The sequence below is a fragment of the Streptomyces sp. NPDC091416 genome (assembly GCF_044756845.1).
Classification (GTDB): domain Bacteria; phylum Actinomycetota; class Actinomycetes; order Streptomycetales; family Streptomycetaceae; genus Streptomyces.
The window spans coordinates 378,939-393,899 of sequence record NZ_JBIVTU010000005.1 but is presented as its reverse complement, the minus strand read 5'-3'; the positions used below and the strand labels follow the sequence as shown (position 1 = coordinate 393,899).

The window sequence follows — 14,961 nt, the reverse complement described above, 5'->3', positions numbered from 1 at the left end:
TGGCGAGATTCCTACAGGTCGAGTGTGCCTGGTGTCCCCCGGACGCATCCCATCAGGGGCAAAATTTCGACCAAGTGTTGGACGGCTCAGGACGGATTGTCCTGCGTCGGCATGATGTGGTCGGGCGCGCCGTCGTGATAAGGACCCGCGGTCTCCACGACGCCGCGGGCGCGCAGCCGCTCGATGTCGGCGGCGCTACGGCCCAGGCCTGCGAGGATTTGCCCGGTGTGCCGGCCCGCCGCCGGCACCGGATCCATCCTCGGGGCGACCCCGCCCAGGTCCACCGGCGGCAGGAGTGCCCGTACGGGGCCGGGGGCGCCGGGCACGGCGACATCGCGCCAGCGGTCGCGCTCGGCCAGCGCGGGGTGGTCGAGGAACTCCGCGACGGAGTTCACACCGGCGTTGGCGATCGCCGCCCGGTCCAGGAGCTCGCCCGCCTCCTCGCTGCCGAGGTCCGCGAACCGTGCGGCGACGATCGCGTTGAGCTCCTCGCGGTGGGCGACCCGGTCCGGGCCGGTGCGAAAGCGCGGGTCGTCGACGAGCCCGGGCAGGCCGAGAACGGTGAGGCACAGGGCGTCCCACTCGCGCTCGTTCTGGACGGACAGCATGACTTCCTTGCCGTCGGCGGCGGTGAACGGCCCGTACGGCGCGATCGTGGCGTGCTGGGCACCCATCCGCGGCGGCTGGGTGCCGCCGTAGCGCGTGTAGTACGCGGGCTGGCTCATCCACTCGGCGAGCGCGTCGAAGAGGGAGACCTCGACGGTGGGCGCCCGTCCGGTGGTGGCCCGGGTGAAGAGGGCGGACAGGATGCCGCTGTAGGCGTACATGCCACCGGCGATGTCCGCCACGGAGATGCCCGAGCGCGCGGGTTCGCCGGGCGAGCCGGTGATCGACAGCAGTCCGGTCTGGCACTGCACCAGGAGGTCGTACGCCTTGCGTCCGGACCACGATCCGCTCGTGCCGTAGCCGCTGACCGTGCAGGTGATGAGGGAGGGGTGGCGTGCCTGGAGCGCGGCGGCGTCCAGGCTCATCCGGCCGGCCGCACCGGGGGCGAGGTTCTGGACGAACACATCGGCTGTGGCGATGAGTTCGTCCAGGATCTCGCGCCCCTCGGGCGACTTGAGATCCAGGGTCAGGGATTCCTTGGAGCGGTTGAGCCAGACGAAATAGCTGGCCTGGCCGTGCACGGTGGTGTCGTAGCGGCGGGCGAAGTCACCGCCTCCGGGGCGCTCGACCTTGATGACGCGCGCGCCGAGGTCGGCCAGCTGACGGGTGGCGAAGGGCGCCGCGACGGCCTGTTCCAGGCTGACGACGGTGATGCCCGCGAGCGGAAGCGGATGCGGTTCGGTCATGCGCACATGATCCCGGGGCGGCGGTCACCCCGGGGGTGTCGGCGGCCCGGCCGGCTCAGGCGGTCGGGCCCGGCGCGACGAGCGGCGTCCCGAGGAGCTGGTGCCCGCCGCTGGCGAGCATGCGCACCTCACCGCGCTCGCTGATCTCCGCGCGTACGATTCCGGTCTCGTCCTCGTAGACCGGGTACCCGGCCGCGCCGGACCGGTCGGTCCGCTTGACGATCACCGTGTCGTCCTCCACGGCGGACGACTGGAACACCAGCTGGTAAGTCTCCGGGCAATCCATGACGGCCTCTCCACGACGGCCTCCGGGCGGACAGTGCCGGCCGGGCCGCGACCGGGCCGCGCGTCGCGCGGTGCCCGCCCGTCCGGCCTGCACCTTCCATGGTCTCGCAGACCGGCCGTCCCCGCCCGCGCACGGCCGCACGGTGCGAGCCCCGGCCCCGGCTGCCTATCCTGAAGGGGTATGGGAGTTCCAAGGCAATCGGGCCGATCAGCCCCATTGCTCCCGCGTCGTACGGCAGGCATGACCCGGGATCCCCGACACCGGGAAGGGAAACGTCATGGAAGGTGCCGACCGGGGCGACGATGTGTACCAGCCCCAGCAGCCGGAGGCCTCCGACCCCGTCGAGCAGCTCGACGCCGCGGACACCCTCGACGACCGGCAGCTCGCCGACGTCCTGGACGAGGGGTACTCGCCTCCCGAGCGGCCATGGGTCGTGGAGGATCTGGGCACCACCGGGTCCGAGCAGCTCAGCGGGGAGACGCTGGACGCCCGGCTGGCCCGGGAGCTGCCCGAGACCGCCGGTCCGCCCGGTGACGGCGTGGGCGACCTGTCCGACGGGGACGGCGAGCCCCGGGACGCGGAGGTCGGGGACGTACGCGCCGGACGGCTCACCCGCGAGCTGGACCTGAACGAGCCGGACAGCATGGCCGGCGAGGACGTCGGGATCGACGGGGCGGCGGCGTCCGCGGAGGAGGCGGCCATGCACGTCATTCCGGACGCCCAGGCGTAGCTCCTTCCCGGCCGCCGCGACCGCCCGCCGCCGCCCTTACCCCGGAGGTAATCGACGCCCTCCACCCCGTCGGACATCGTGTTCCTCACCAGCACAGCGCTCCCGGCCCAGCGGCCGGAGCCGAGGGAGAGGACCGCACGATGACCGCATACGACGAGGCCGTCCAGCGCTACTTCGCCGCCTGGAACGCCGCCACCGCCGAGGAGTTGGAGAAGGCGGTCGCCGCGGCGTTCACCGAGGACGCCACGTACACCGACCCGCTGGCCGACGTACGGGGGCACGAGGCCCTGGCCGGCGCCATCAGCGGCGCCCAGCAGCAGTTCCCCGGCTTCTCCTTCCGGCCGGCTGGGGCGGTGGACGGGCACCATGCCCTCGCCCGGTTCAGCTGGGAACTGGTCGCCGCCGCCGACGGTTCGGCACCGGTCGCCGGTTCGGACGTGATCACGCTCGCCGACGACGGGCGGATCAGCTCGGTCAGCGGCTTCCTGGACCGCGTGCCGGTCTCCTGAGCCGTCCGGCCGGGCGGCGGCGGCCGGTGGCCGGGTGCCGGTCTCCCGAACCACCCGGCCGCGCGGCCACCGCCGGTGCGTACCGGCCTCCGGGTCCGGACGGTCCGTCACGGACGGCCCGTCACCGGACCTCGGCCAGACCGATGCCGAAGTGGCCCTCAGCGCGGTCGACGGTCTCGAAGAGCCGGTTGGCGGGCCGCGGCAGTCCGTAGTGGCCCCGCAGGGTGCTCGCGGTGTACTCCGTGCGGAAGAGGCCGCGTTCCTGGAGGATCGGGACGACCCGGTCGACGAAGACCTCCAGGCCGGACGGCAGGACGGCGGGCATGATGTTGAAGCCGTCGGCAGCGCCGCTGTCGTACCACTGCTCGATGGTGTCGGCGACCTGCTCGGCGGTACCGGCGAAGGTGCGGTGGCCGCGGCCGCCACCGAGCCGGCCGATCAGCTGACGTACGGTCAGCCTCTCGCGTCTGGCCAGCTCCACGATGAGGGTGTACCGGCTCTTGGCACCCTCGATCTCGTCCTCGGTGGGGATGTCCCCGGGAAGTTCCGCGTCCAGGTCCAGGTCGTCCGGGGCGATCCTCAGCGTCCGGGCGAGCTGCCGCTTGGCGTACTCGGGGACGATGAGGTTCTCCAGCTCGGCGTCGAGCGCCAGGGCCTCGGCCTCGGTGTCGCCGATCACGGGCACGATGCCGGGAAGGATCTTGATGCCGTCGGGATGACGGCCGATGCCCTCGGCGCGCTGCTTGACGTCCTTGTAGAAGGCGATGCCTTCCTCCAGGGTCTGCTGCGCGGTGAACACGGCCTCCGCGTACCGTGCCGCGAAGTCCTTGCCGTCCTCGCTGGACCCGGCCTGCACGAGCAACGGGTAGCCCTGTGGCGGCCGTTGCACGTTGAGCGGGCCTTCGACGCGGAAGAACTCCCCGCTGTGCCCGATCTTGCGCACCCGTTCGGCCAGGGCGTGGACGCCGCGTTCCTTGTCGGCGATCACGGCGTCGTCGGCCCAGCTGTCCCAGAGCTTGGTGGAGACCTCGACGAACTCGCCGGCCCGCCGGTAGCGGTCGTGGTGCAGCGGGGTGTCGTCCAGGCCGAAGTTCCGGGCCGCGTCGGCGCCCGCGGTGGTGACGATGTTCCAGCCGGCCCGGCCGCCGGAGACATGGTCCAGCGAGGCGAACCGGCGGGCCAGGTTGTACGGCTCGTTGTAGCTCGTCGACGCGGTGGCGATGAGGCCGATGTGACGGGTGGCCCCGGCCAGCGCGGTGAGCAGGACGGTGGGCTCCAGCTTGGCGGCGGGCCGTCGGCCGGGGTCGCCCATGAGGACCGGGCTGTCGGCGAGGAACAGCGAGTCCAGCCTGCCGCGTTCGGCGATCCGGGCGAGGTTCTTGAAGTGCTCGATGTCGGATTCGGCCTCGGCCGGGCTCTCGGGCAGCCGCCAGGACGCCTCGTGATGGCCGGTGGACATGAGGAACGCGTTGAGGTGCAGCTGCTTGCGTTCAGGCGTGCGGGACATGGGTTTCCTTCGCTTCGGCAGGGGCCTGGGGCTGGGAGACCCCGAGGGCGGTGAGCAGCGTGTCGCGGTACTCCTGGAACCGGGGGTCGCGGCGGGAGCGAGGGGTGGGCAGGTCGACGGTGAGGTCGACGGAGATCCGGCCGTCCTCCAGGACCAGCACCCGGTCGGCGAGTTCGACGGCCTCGTCCACGTCGTGCGTGACCAGCAGCACCGCGGGGCGGTGGCGGTCGAAGAGTTCGCGCAGCAGACCGTGCATCCTGATCCGGGTCAGTGCGTCCAGGGCGCCGAACGGCTCGTCGGCCAGGAGCAGTTCGGGTTCGCGGACGAGGGCTCGGGCCAGTGCGGCGCGCTGCTGCTCACCGCCGGACAGTTCGTGCGGCCAGGACCGGTCGCGGCCCTCCAGGCCGACCTCCGCCAGGGCGGTCAGGCCGCGTTCGCGCGCCCCGGGGCCGCGCAGCCCGAGGACGACGTTGTCGATCACCCGGAGCCAGGGCAGCAGCCGGGAGTCCTGGAAGGAGAGCGACACACGGTCGGGGACGGTGAGTTCGCCGGACCCCTCGACGGTGTGGTCGAGCCGGGCGACGGCCCGCAGCAGGGTGGACTTGCCGGAGCCGCTGCGGCCGAGCAGTGCGGTGAACTCGCCCGGCGCGACGGTGAGATCGAGTTCCCTGAGGATGTCGCGGTCGCCGAACCGGCGGACGAGCTTCCTGGTGCGGATGGCGGGGCGTTCGCCGACGGCCGTCGTACCGGTCCCGCGGCCGGGGTTCAGCCCGCCAGGGTGCGTCGCCATGACAGGACCTTCCTTTCGACGGCGCGTACCGCCGCGTCCGACGCGAAGCCGAAGATCCCGTAGGCCACCAGGCCCACGATGATCACGTCGGACTGGGCGTACTGCTGGGCCTGGAACATCATGTAGCCGATGCCGCTGGTGGCGTTGACCTGCTCGACGACGATCAGTCCGAGCCAGGACGCGGTGACGCCGAGGCGCAGTCCGACGAAGAAGCCGGGCAGCGAACCGGGTACGACGACCTTGCGGACGAACTGCGCGCGGCTCAGGTCGAGCCCCTCGGCGAGCTCCACGTACCTGCTGTCGATGCCGGTCAGCGAGGCGTACGTGTTGATGTACATGTTCACCGCGACACCGAGCGCGATGACGGTGACCTTCATCTGTTCGCCGATGCCGAGCCAGAGGATCAGCAGCGGGAGCATGGCCAGGGAGGGGATGGCGCGCTTGATCTGGAGCGGCCCGTCCAGCAGGTACTCGCCGGTGCGGCTGAGTCCGGCGGCGACGGCGAGCAGGACTCCGGCGGTCACCCCGAAGAACAGGCCCAGTCCGGCGCGCTGGAGCGAGATGAGGACGTTGTCCTGGAGCCGGCCGCTGGAGATGAGGTCGGACGCCGTGGACAGGACGGTGCCGGGGCCGGACAGGATCCGCGGGTCGAGGTAGCCGGTGGCCGAGGCCGACCACCACAGGGCGACGACCAGGACCGGGCCGGTCAGCCGCCCGAAGGGAACGGCACGGCCGGGGCCGAGCCGTCGGCGGGTGCCGCGAGGCGCGGGCGGGACGGGCTTCGTCCCGGGCGCCCGTCCGCCGGCCGGCTCCGCCCCGGTGTTCTTCCGTGGGGCGTGGGCCGTGTCCGCACGGCCCGCGGTGGGGGTGTTCGTCAGCAGTTCGGTCATGACGTCTCCCGGTACCGGGCGGCCACGGCCCCGGCCGCGATCGGCTCGAAGCGGCGGTCGAACAGCTCGGCGGCGTCCTGCTTCGGTACGAAGCCGCCGTCGGCCAGCAGGTCGGCGGTCTCCTGCTCCCACGCGATCGCCTTGTCCCAGCTGACCGGGAAGGACGGCTTGTGGAGCGAGGCGACGATGCGCCTGCCGTCCTCCCGGGAGACGCCCTGGTCCTTGACGTAGTACGTGTCGACCCACTCGTCGGTGTTCTCCCAGGCCCAGGTCTGGCCGCGGGCCCACAGCGGGATGAAACTGCGGACGGCGGCCACCTTGGCCCGGTCGTTCAGCACCTCGTTGGGTGCCCAGAGGACCGAGAGCAGGTCCACGACGTCGGTCTTCACGCCCCGCGCCCCGTCCTTCGCGTACTGGGTGAGGTACTTCGTGAAGGTCGGTTCGCCCAGCGGAGCCGCGTCGACCTGCCCGGACTGCAGGGCGGTGAGGAACTGGGTGCTGGGCAGGGCGACCAGTTCGACGTCCTCGTTGGCCAGCCCGGCCTGCTTCAGCGCGCGCAGGACGACGACGCCCTGTGCCTGCCCCTGGGAGAAGCCGATCTTCTTGCCGCGGAAGTCGGCCACGGACCCGATGTCCGAGCCGGGCGCGGTCGCGAAGACGTACGAGGGATGGTTCCGCACCTGCACGGCGACGATCTTCGCTGCGACCCCGATGGCGTGGGCCTGGATCGGTGGAATTCCGGCGTTGACCGCGAGATCGATGGAATGGGCCCGGAATCCCTGGATGATGTCGGGGCCCGCGGCCAGGTTGGGCCACTGCGAAACGGTGAAGGGAAGGTCCTTCCGCAATCCGGCCGGACCCAGCTGGAGTTGTGTGGACCGGACGGCTATGGAGAGTTTCGTCCCCGGCGGCGGCGCCCCGGAGGGCAGTTTTCCTGCGGGTTCGGCGCTTGCCGCCGTTTCGATCCGGGGTGAGCAGGCGGCGAGCGTGCCGATGACCGCTCCGCCGGCCAGGGCGAGAAATGACCTGCGGCCGACGGTCCTGTATGTGTCGTGGCGTTCCATGGTGAATTCCTGATCCTTTGTTCTCGGGCGGGGCGGGCTGTCAGAGGGAGTGGTAGGTGCCGTCGTGGAAGAGCAGCGGGCTGCGTGCCTCGTCGAGCCGGGCGTCCACGACGCGGGCGATGACGATGCGGTGGTCCCCGGCCGGGACGATCTGCTCGGTCTCCAGCCGCAGCCAGCCGGCCACCCCGTCGAGCACCGGCTCGCCCTCCGGCAGACGGCGCCAGCGGGTGGGCGCGGCGAACCGGTCGATGCCGCTGGTGGCGAAGGTGGTGGCCAGGAACTGCTGTTCGGCGCCGAGGAAGTTCACGACGGCGGTGCCGGCCCGTTCGATGTGCGGCCAGGACGAGGTACCGGTCCCGATGCCGAACGACACGAGCGGCGGGTCGAGCGAGAGGGAGCTGAGCGAGGTCGCGGTGAAGCCGATCGGGCCGTGGCCCGCGTCCGCGGTGACGACGACGACTCCGGCGGGATAGCGGCGGAACGCCTGCTTGAACCGGTCCGGAGCAATGCCCTTCGCGAGTGATTCCGGAAATGAATGCGCGGTGATGGTCAACGTCTCTCCCGTGATGGAAAGCGGAAACGGGGCAGGGAAATGCGGCAGAGCGCACACCTGTGCGGAACAGCCCTTGGGCGCGCGACGGCGTGAAACGCTCGCCGGAATTCAGGGAATGGTTACCGGGGGCCCGGGCAGGGGCGACAACACCGGCACCCTGCCGGAACGCGGGACGGCGCGACGGGACGGAAGGCGCGCGTCATCGAGGACGCGTCTCCTGAATTCCGCTGCCGGCTGGTCATGAATCCATCATCCCGTTCCGATTCGGACCCGGTCAACAATGCAACTGCCTGAATTAAGTCGAATGGTTTCCGCAGGAGTTGAGAGGGCCTCAGGACACGGCGGGAAGCGCCGGCCAGTGACCCAGCGGGTCCTCGTACAGCGCGCCGAGCGCCACCGCGCCACCCGCCGTGGCCAGCACGGAACCGGTGAAGCTGGAAGGGACGACGGCTCGCTCCGGGTCGTCGCAGACCCACGAGCGCTCCGCGACCTCCGCCCGCAGATCGGCCAGACACTCCGGGATCCGGCCCGCCCCGGGTTCGACCACGACGAGTACCTCCGGGTCGAACATGTCCAGCAGCAGGGCCGCCGCCCGGCCGACCAGCCGCGCCCGCCGGCGGAACAGCGCCACCGCGCGCGCGTCACCGGCCAGCGCTCGTTCCAGGAGCTCCGGGAACGAGCCGGCGAACAGCCCCTGCGCCGCCGCCCGCCGCACCATGGCGCGCTCCGACACCTCCGACTGGAGGCACCCGCTCCGTCCGCAGGAGCACGGCTCGGCGCCGCCCGTTCCGCCGGCGCCGAGCGGCAGATGCGCCACGCTGCCGGCCCCCGAGCGCGGGCCCCGGTGCACGGCCCCCTCAGTGGCGAACGCGGCGTCCACGACGGCGCCGACGAAGAGCAGCACCGTACTGGTGCGGGTCGACTCCTCGCCGAACAACTGCTCCGCCCGGGCCAGCGACCGGGAGTGGCTGTCCACGTGGACCGGCAGCCCGGTCGCGGCGGCGAGGACGGCGCGGGCGGGCACATCGCGCCAGCCGAGCTGGGGGTGGGCCACGATCACCCCGCTCACGGGATCGACCCGGTGGCCGGTGGCCAGACCCAGGGCGAGCACGGTGCGTCCGCCGGCGTGCGCGGCCACCAGCCGGGGCAGCCGGGCCGCGAGTCCGGCGAGCATGCGGCGTGGTTCCGTGGTGCGGTGCGGCTGCCGGTCCTCGGCGACGATCCGGCCCCGCAGATCCATCAGGGAGACGGTGGAGTGGGCCACGGCGATGTGCGCTCCGGCCACCAGATAGCCGTCGGTGTCGATCGCGACGGGGACGTGCGGCCGGCCGAGCCCCGTGGGCCCGGCGGTCTCCGCGTTCTCCCGGACCAGTCCGCGGGCCAGCAGCCGGCCCACGTGCCCGCTGACGGAGGCGGGCGAGAGGCCTGTGAGGCGGGCGACGGTGGAGCGGGCGACCGGCCCGTGGTCGAGGATCGCCCCGAGGACGGAGCCGGTGCCCCCGAGCCGGCGGCCGGGCGCGGCGGCGGGTATGTCGGAGCGGCGCAGCGGGGCGGGACGGTCCTCGTGACGGCGGCGGACGGGCGCAGACAGACTCTTCACAGTGTCTTCCAGGTCCTCGGTGGCAGCGGGTGGCGCGGTGCGTGCTCCGGCAGGGAGCTCGGGGCAGACCGTCCGCGGCACTGGGCCGGAGGGTGCTGCCTCTTCCGTGGAGAGGGACCGGGCGAGGAACCGGGGCGGGCGCGGCTGCTCGGCGCGGACGTGGTGCTCTCAGACGCGGTGACACACGGCGGAGCACACGCGCTTCAGGTCGATATGACCTCGCGTCGTCAGGTGTGCGGATCGCTGCATGCCGCGCAACGTAGCCGGACCCGCTCAACCCGGTCAAACCCTCGCCGCATCCTGGACACCCTTGCGCAGGACGGGTGTTGCCCGCGTGTTGCGGAGCATGGCGGGAGTGCGGCAGGCGTGTGAACGACGGGTCCGGAACCCGGCGGAGCCACGGCACCGGGCGGGCCCGGCGGCGCCCGCTCACCCGGCCGGGGGAACGATTTCTGGAATTAACCTCTGATGCCTTGTCATCGTCGGTTCTACGCGCATAGCTTGTGCTCCCTCACCACACTCTGAGGGGCAGTTTCCGTGCGCATATCCAGATCCCGTTCCGTCCTGCTGGCCGGCGCGGTCGCCGTGACCCTCTCGGCGACCGCGCTGCCCGCCGCCTTCGCGGCACCGTCCTCCACCGCCGTGATCTCCGAGGTGTACGGCGGCGGCGGGAACTCGGGCGCGACGCTGACCCGCGACTTCGTCGAGCTGGCCAACTCCGGCTCCGCCGCGTACGACCTGTCCGGGTTCAGCGTCCAGTACCTCCCCGGGACCCCGTCCGCGGGCTCGCTGTGGCAGGTCTCCGCGCTGACGGGTTCCGTCGCGCCCGGCGGCCGCTACCTGGTCGCCGAGGCCGCGGGCACCGGTGGCACGGTCGCCCTGCCCACGCCGGACGCCACCGGCACCGTCGCCATGTCCGCCGCGAGCGGAAGCATCGCCCTGGTCTCCGGCACCACGCCGCTGACCTGCAAGACCGCGGCCGACTGCGCCGCCGACACCCGCATCGTCGACCTGGTGGGCTACGGCTCCGCGGTCGTCCGGGAAGGCAGCGGCCCGGCCGCCGGCGCCTCCGCCACCGCCTCCGTGGCGCGTGCGGCCTCCCTCGCCGACACCGACGACAACGCCACGGACCTGTCCGCCGCGGCACCCACGCCCGTCAACGCGGCCGGTGAGACGTCCGGCGGCGGCACGGACCCCGGTGACCCGGGCAACCCGACCGAGCCCGGCACCGTGCGTGTCCACGACATCCAGGGCATCACCCGGGTCTCCCCGCTGGACGGCAAGGCCGTGACCGGGGTACCCGGCATCGTCACGGCGGTCCGCACCACGGGTTCGAAGGGCTTCTGGATCCAGGACACCGCCCCGGACGCCGACCCGCGCACCGGCGAGGGCGTCTTCGTCTACACCGGCTCCGCCGCCCCGGCGGTCGCGGTGGGCGACTCCGTCCTGGTCAGCGGCACGGTGGACGAGTACTACCCGTCGGCCACCACGCAGTCCATCACCGAGATCACCTCTCCCCGGACCACGGTCCTCTCCTCCGGCAACGCGCTTCCGGCACCGGTGGTGCTGGACGCGGCCGCGGTGCCCGCCGCCTACGTCCCCTCGGCGGGCGGCGCCTCGATCGACGCGCTGCCCCTGGAGCCGTCGGTGTACGCCCTCGACCTCTACGAGTCCCTCGAAGGCACCCGCGTGCAGATCGCCGACACCCGGGTCACGGGTGCCACGACCGCGTACGACGAGATCTGGGTGACCGTCGAACCGAAGCAGAACCGGACCCGGCGCGGCGGCACGCTGTACTCCTCGTACACCGACCAGAACACCGGCCGGATCAAGGTGATGTCGCTCGACACCTCGCGTCCCTTCCCCGTCGGCAACGTCGGCGACGTGCTGTCCGGCACCACCACCGGCGTGATCGACTACGCCTCGTTCGGCGGCTACAACCTCCAGGCCACCGAGCTCGGCACGCTCAAGGACAACGGTCTGCGGCGCGAGGTCACGCGGAAGCAGAAGGGCGGCGAGCTCGCCGTCGCCACGTACAACGTGGAGAACCTGGACGCGCTGGACGAGCAGGCCAAGTTCGACACGCTCGCCGAGGGCGTCGCGGTGAACCTCTCCTCCCCCGACATCGTCTCGCTGGAGGAGATCCAGGACGACAACGGCGCGGTCAGCGACGGCACCGTCGGCTCCGAGGCGACGCTGAAGCGGTTCACCGACGCGATCGTCGCGGCGGGCGGGCCGCGCTACGCCTGGCGCTATGTCGCCCCGCAGGACGGCCGGGACGGCGGCGAGCCCGGCGGCAACATCCGCAACGTCTTCCTCTTCAACCCGCACCGGGTCTCCTTCGTGGACCGCGCGGGCGGAGACGCGACCACCGCCGTGGCGGCGGTGCCGACGCGCAAGGGCGTGACCCTGTCGGTGTCGCCCGGCCGCATCGCCCCGGCGAGCGCGGCGTGGGACGACAGCCGCAAGCCCCTGGTCGGCGAGTTCCGCTTCCACGGGAAGCCGGTGTTCGTCATCGGCAACCACTTCGCCTCCAAGGGCGGCGACCAGCCGCTGCACGGCCGCTACCAGGAGCCGTCGCGCAGTTCCGAGACGAAGCGGATCCAGCAGGCCGCAGAGGTCAACACCTTCGTGAAGTCCCTGCTGGCGGCGGACAAGTCGGCGCGCGTCGTGGCGCTCGGCGACCTGAACGACTTCGCGTTCTCACCGACGATGTCCGCGCTGACCGCCGGCAAGGCCCTCAAGCCGCTGATCACCACGCTGCCGGCGAACGAGCAGTACAGCTATGTGTACGAGGGCAACTCGCAGACGCTGGACCACATCCTGACGAGCCCCGGCATCCGTCGGTTCGACTACGACGTGGTGCACATCAACGCGGAGTTCGCCGACCAGGCGAGCGACCACGACCCGCAGATCGTACGGATCAAGACCGACGGCCGCCGCTGATCCCGCCGCCCGGGCGGATCAAGACCGACGACCGCCGCTGACGCCGCCGCCCGGGCGGATCAAGACCGGCGACCGCCGCTGACCCCGCCGCCCGGGCGGATCAAGACCGGCGACCGCCGCTGATCCCGTCGGCCGGGCGGGGCAGGACCCGACCTGCCGCGCCCGGCCGCGGGCGCGGCAGCGAGGGCAGCGGCCGCAGGGCGGGCGCGGCCTCCAGGGGGCGGTCGGTGAAGAAGCGGGCGACGAGGTCCGCCACGTCGTCGGGCCGCTCCAGCACGACCCAGTGGTCGGAGTCGCCGATCGTCAGGAAGCGGCTTCCCTCGATCGTCTCAGCGAAGGCGCGCTGCCGTTCGGGGGAGGTCACGGTGTCGTGCTCGCCCGCGAACACGAGCGCGGGCACCCCGCTCAGCCCGCCGGAGAAGTCGGGCCGGTGACCCAGCGCCCGGCGCAGCGACTGCGCGGCGTGCGGGGAATGGGTGAGCGCGTGCACGAACGACCGCCGGACATAGCGCCGGGCGAGCTCCCTGCGGTGGACCGTTCGCCGAAGGTCCTGGCACATCAGCGCCTCGGTCGTCAGGGTGGCGAGCCCCTCCGTGTCCCCCTCCCCCAGCTGGTCGACGGCCCGGCCCCACTGGCTGCGCTGGGCCTCGCTGATGTGCGCCGGTACGCCGCCGAGTACCAGGCGGGCGATCCGGCCGGGGTCGCGCCGGGCGCAGCCGAACGCGATCGACGTGCCGTAGGAGAAGCCGAAGAGGTTGACCCGGGCCGCGCCCAGGTCGTCGATGATGCCCGCGACGGCGTCGTACAGGACCTCGTCGCCGGTGCCGGGCGGCAGCGGGTCGGCGCCTCCCATGCCGGGCAGATCGGCGGTGACGACCGGGGCGTGCGGGCCGAGGTGCTCGTCCATCTGCGGCCAGCCGTACATCCCCTGGAGCGCGCCGCCGATGACGACGACCGGCTCGGTGCGGGGCGAGGGCTGCGCGAGGACGCGGTAGCTGTAGCGCAGCCCGTGCACCGACAGGTGCCGGATGATCTCGTCGGGCATGGTCATCGGGCCTTCGGGCCTTTCGTTCGGATCGGGCTGGATCGGGAAGCGGGGTCCGGTGCCGTGCGGAGCGGGGCGGAGGAGCGGGTCATGGCGACCGTCGACCGCGCCGCGAGGTGCGGTGCCGGACCTCCGCGGGCCCAGCCTGATCCGGACGAAGGGCCCCCGGCCGCCCGCGGGGGTCAGGCCCGGGTGAGGACGAGTGCGGCGTTGTGCCCGCCGAAGCCGAGCGAGGTCTTGACCGCGGCGTCGAACGCGCCGGCCCTGGCCTCCTTCTGCACCACCTCGACGGGGATCTCCGGGTCGGGGGCGTCGAGGTTGACCGTGGGCGGCACGAGCTGGTGCTGGAGGGCGAGCACGGTCAGCGCGGTCTCGATGCCGCCCGCGGCGCCGAGCGTGTGGCCGGTCATCGCCTTGGTCGACGTGACGAGGGGGTGCTCGCCCAGGACCCGGCGCAGCATGGTCGCCTCGATCAGGTCGTTCGCCACGGTCGAGGTGCCGTGGGCGTTGACGTGGCCGATGTCGGCGGCGCCCAGTCCGGCGTCGGCGAGTGCGGTGCGCAGGGCCCGTTCGATGCCGCGACCGTCCGGGTCGGGGGCGACGGCGGAGTACGCGTCGCTGGAGGCCCCGTAGCCGGCGATGTGGGCGCGGACGGTGGCGTCGCGGGCGGCGGCGTGTTCGGGGCGTTCCAGGACGAGGAGGCCGGCGCCCTCGCCGACGACGAAGCCGTCTCGGTGGGTGTCGAAGGGCCGGCAGGCGGACTCGGGGTCGTCGCGCCGGGTGGAGACGGCCTTCAGCCGGCAGGCGCTGGCGATCAGCAGCCGGGAGCAGACGGATTCGGCGCCGCCCGCGACGACGATGTCGCAGGCGCCGGTGCGCAGCATCTGGTGGGCGGTGCCGATGGCGACGGTGCCCGAGGAGCAGGCGGTGGAGACGGCCTGGCTCGGGCCGTGGGCGCCGAGGTCGGTGGCGACGCTGCTGGCGGCGCCGTTGACGACGCTGAGCGGGGCCAGCTTCGGTGAGACCCGGCGGGCGCCGCGCTCGGTGAGGGCGGTGTGCTGCTCGTCGTAGAAGGGCAGTCCGCCGTGGGCGGAGCCGATGACGACGGCGACACGGCCGCTGTCCCAGACCGCGGGATCGAGTCCGGCGTCGGCGACGGCCTCGCGGGCGGCGATCACGGCGAGCTGCGAGAAGCGGTCCATGAGCCGCTGGGCGGCGACGCCGAGCAGGGCCTTCGGGTCGAGGCCCGTGATGGTGTACATGAAGTCGCAGGGCAGGTCGTGGAGTTCGGGCCGGTGCAGGACCGAGGGGGCCTCGGCGGCCTCGGACACGCCGCGCCACGCCGCGGCGGTGCCCACGCCGGCCGCGGTGACCAGGCCGATGCCGGTGACGGCGGCGGCGAACGGTTCGATCCGGTGACGGGCCGTCATGCCGCGGCCTTGCTGTGCACGGCGTCGACGAGTTGGCCGACGGTGTCGCGGGAGGTCAGCTGGACGTCGTCGAGGTCGACGTCCAGCCGGTCCTCGATGAGGAGCCGCAGTTCCTCCAGGGCCAGGGAGTCCAGTCTGAGCTGACGGAGCGACGCCTCGGGGCGGATCGCCACCGGGTCGGTACCGAAGTTCGCCACCAGCAAGGTGCTGATCTCGTCTGCCGTACTCATGGGGGGGCACTCCTCCGCTGTCGTACGCG

General features: G+C 72.6%; 14 protein-coding genes. 3 read left to right on the top strand and 11 right to left on the bottom strand.

All coding sequences use genetic code 11. The features are described 5' to 3' along the window. Positions 1-86: 86 nt before the first annotated feature. Both ACIQMX_RS17940 and ACIQMX_RS17935 read right to left on the bottom strand, forming a co-directional pair. Complete coding sequence (locus ACIQMX_RS17940) at positions 87-1,352, bottom strand: CaiB/BaiF CoA transferase family protein (RefSeq protein ID WP_402479036.1); 1,266 nt, start codon at positions 1,350-1,352, stop codon at positions 87-89. Between the two features lie 55 nt (positions 1,353-1,407). After that, positions 1,408-1,638 carry a DUF6296 family protein gene (locus ACIQMX_RS17935; RefSeq protein ID WP_402479033.1) on the bottom strand — a complete coding sequence of 77 codons (231 nt, stop codon included), beginning with the start codon at positions 1,636-1,638 and terminating at the stop codon, positions 1,408-1,410. Between the two features lie 277 nt (positions 1,639-1,915). Between ACIQMX_RS17935 and ACIQMX_RS17930 the strand changes: the two genes are divergently transcribed. Together ACIQMX_RS17930 and ACIQMX_RS17925 are read left to right on the top strand one after the other, a co-directional pair. Continuing rightward, the gene (locus tag ACIQMX_RS17930) at positions 1,916-2,368 is read left to right on the top strand and encodes a DUF5709 domain-containing protein (RefSeq protein WP_363067197.1); all 453 of its coding nucleotides are present in this window, start codon (positions 1,916-1,918) and stop codon (positions 2,366-2,368) included. A gap of 140 nt (positions 2,369-2,508) precedes the next feature. Continuing rightward, positions 2,509-2,877, top strand: coding sequence for a nuclear transport factor 2 family protein (locus ACIQMX_RS17925; RefSeq protein WP_363067196.1), 369 nt, complete (start codon positions 2,509-2,511; stop codon positions 2,875-2,877). Positions 2,878-2,998: 121 nt separating this feature from the next. Here ACIQMX_RS17925 and ACIQMX_RS17920 read toward each other — a convergent pair whose 3' ends face one another. From ACIQMX_RS17920 to ACIQMX_RS17895, 6 genes are all read right to left on the bottom strand, one after another. After that, positions 2,999-4,384, bottom strand: a complete 1,386-nt coding sequence (locus ACIQMX_RS17920) for an LLM class flavin-dependent oxidoreductase (protein WP_363067195.1) — start codon at positions 4,382-4,384, stop codon at positions 2,999-3,001. Further along, a complete protein-coding gene (locus ACIQMX_RS17915; RefSeq protein WP_363067194.1) occupies positions 4,368-5,174 on the bottom strand; it encodes an ABC transporter ATP-binding protein in 807 nt (268 codons plus the stop codon). Before ACIQMX_RS17915 ends, ACIQMX_RS17920 begins: the two co-directional genes overlap by 17 nt. After that, positions 5,150-6,064, bottom strand: coding sequence for an ABC transporter permease (locus ACIQMX_RS17910; RefSeq protein ID WP_363067193.1), 915 nt, complete (start codon positions 6,062-6,064; stop codon positions 5,150-5,152). Before ACIQMX_RS17910 ends, ACIQMX_RS17915 begins: the two co-directional genes overlap by 25 nt. Next, on the bottom strand, positions 6,061-7,128 hold the full coding sequence (locus ACIQMX_RS17905; protein WP_402479028.1) for an ABC transporter substrate-binding protein: 1,068 nt from the start codon (positions 7,126-7,128) through the stop codon (positions 6,061-6,063). Before ACIQMX_RS17905 ends, ACIQMX_RS17910 begins: the two co-directional genes overlap by 4 nt. A gap of 40 nt (positions 7,129-7,168) precedes the next feature. Beyond that, positions 7,169-7,681 (bottom strand): flavin reductase family protein, encoded by a 513-nt coding sequence (locus tag ACIQMX_RS17900; RefSeq protein ID WP_402479025.1) that lies wholly within the window; start codon positions 7,679-7,681, stop codon positions 7,169-7,171. Positions 7,682-8,012: 331 nt separating this feature from the next. Beyond that, positions 8,013-9,281: an ROK family protein gene (locus ACIQMX_RS17895; protein WP_402479022.1), complete on the bottom strand. Its 1,269-nt coding sequence runs from the start codon at positions 9,279-9,281 to the stop codon at positions 8,013-8,015. Between the two features lie 537 nt (positions 9,282-9,818). On the opposite strand from ACIQMX_RS17895, the gene ACIQMX_RS17890 reads away from it, so the two are divergent. Continuing rightward, complete coding sequence (locus tag ACIQMX_RS17890) at positions 9,819-12,227, top strand: endonuclease/exonuclease/phosphatase family protein (RefSeq protein ID WP_402479019.1); 2,409 nt, start codon at positions 9,819-9,821, stop codon at positions 12,225-12,227. Between the two features lie 100 nt (positions 12,228-12,327). On the opposite strand, the gene ACIQMX_RS17885 is transcribed toward ACIQMX_RS17890, so the two are convergent. The 3 genes from ACIQMX_RS17885 to ACIQMX_RS17875 all read right to left on the bottom strand — a co-directional run bounded on the left by ACIQMX_RS17885 (position 12,328) and on the right by ACIQMX_RS17875 (position 14,932). Then, the gene (locus ACIQMX_RS17885) at positions 12,328-13,272 is read right to left on the bottom strand and encodes an alpha/beta fold hydrolase (protein ID WP_402479016.1); all 945 of its coding nucleotides are present in this window, start codon (positions 13,270-13,272) and stop codon (positions 12,328-12,330) included. A gap of 182 nt (positions 13,273-13,454) precedes the next feature. Beyond that, positions 13,455-14,702 (bottom strand): beta-ketoacyl-[acyl-carrier-protein] synthase family protein, encoded by a 1,248-nt coding sequence (locus ACIQMX_RS17880; protein WP_402479012.1) that lies wholly within the window; start codon positions 14,700-14,702, stop codon positions 13,455-13,457. Next, positions 14,699-14,932, bottom strand: coding sequence for an acyl carrier protein (locus ACIQMX_RS17875; protein ID WP_363067188.1), 234 nt, complete (start codon positions 14,930-14,932; stop codon positions 14,699-14,701). Before ACIQMX_RS17875 ends, ACIQMX_RS17880 begins: the two co-directional genes overlap by 4 nt. Positions 14,933-14,961 lie beyond the last annotated feature (29 nt).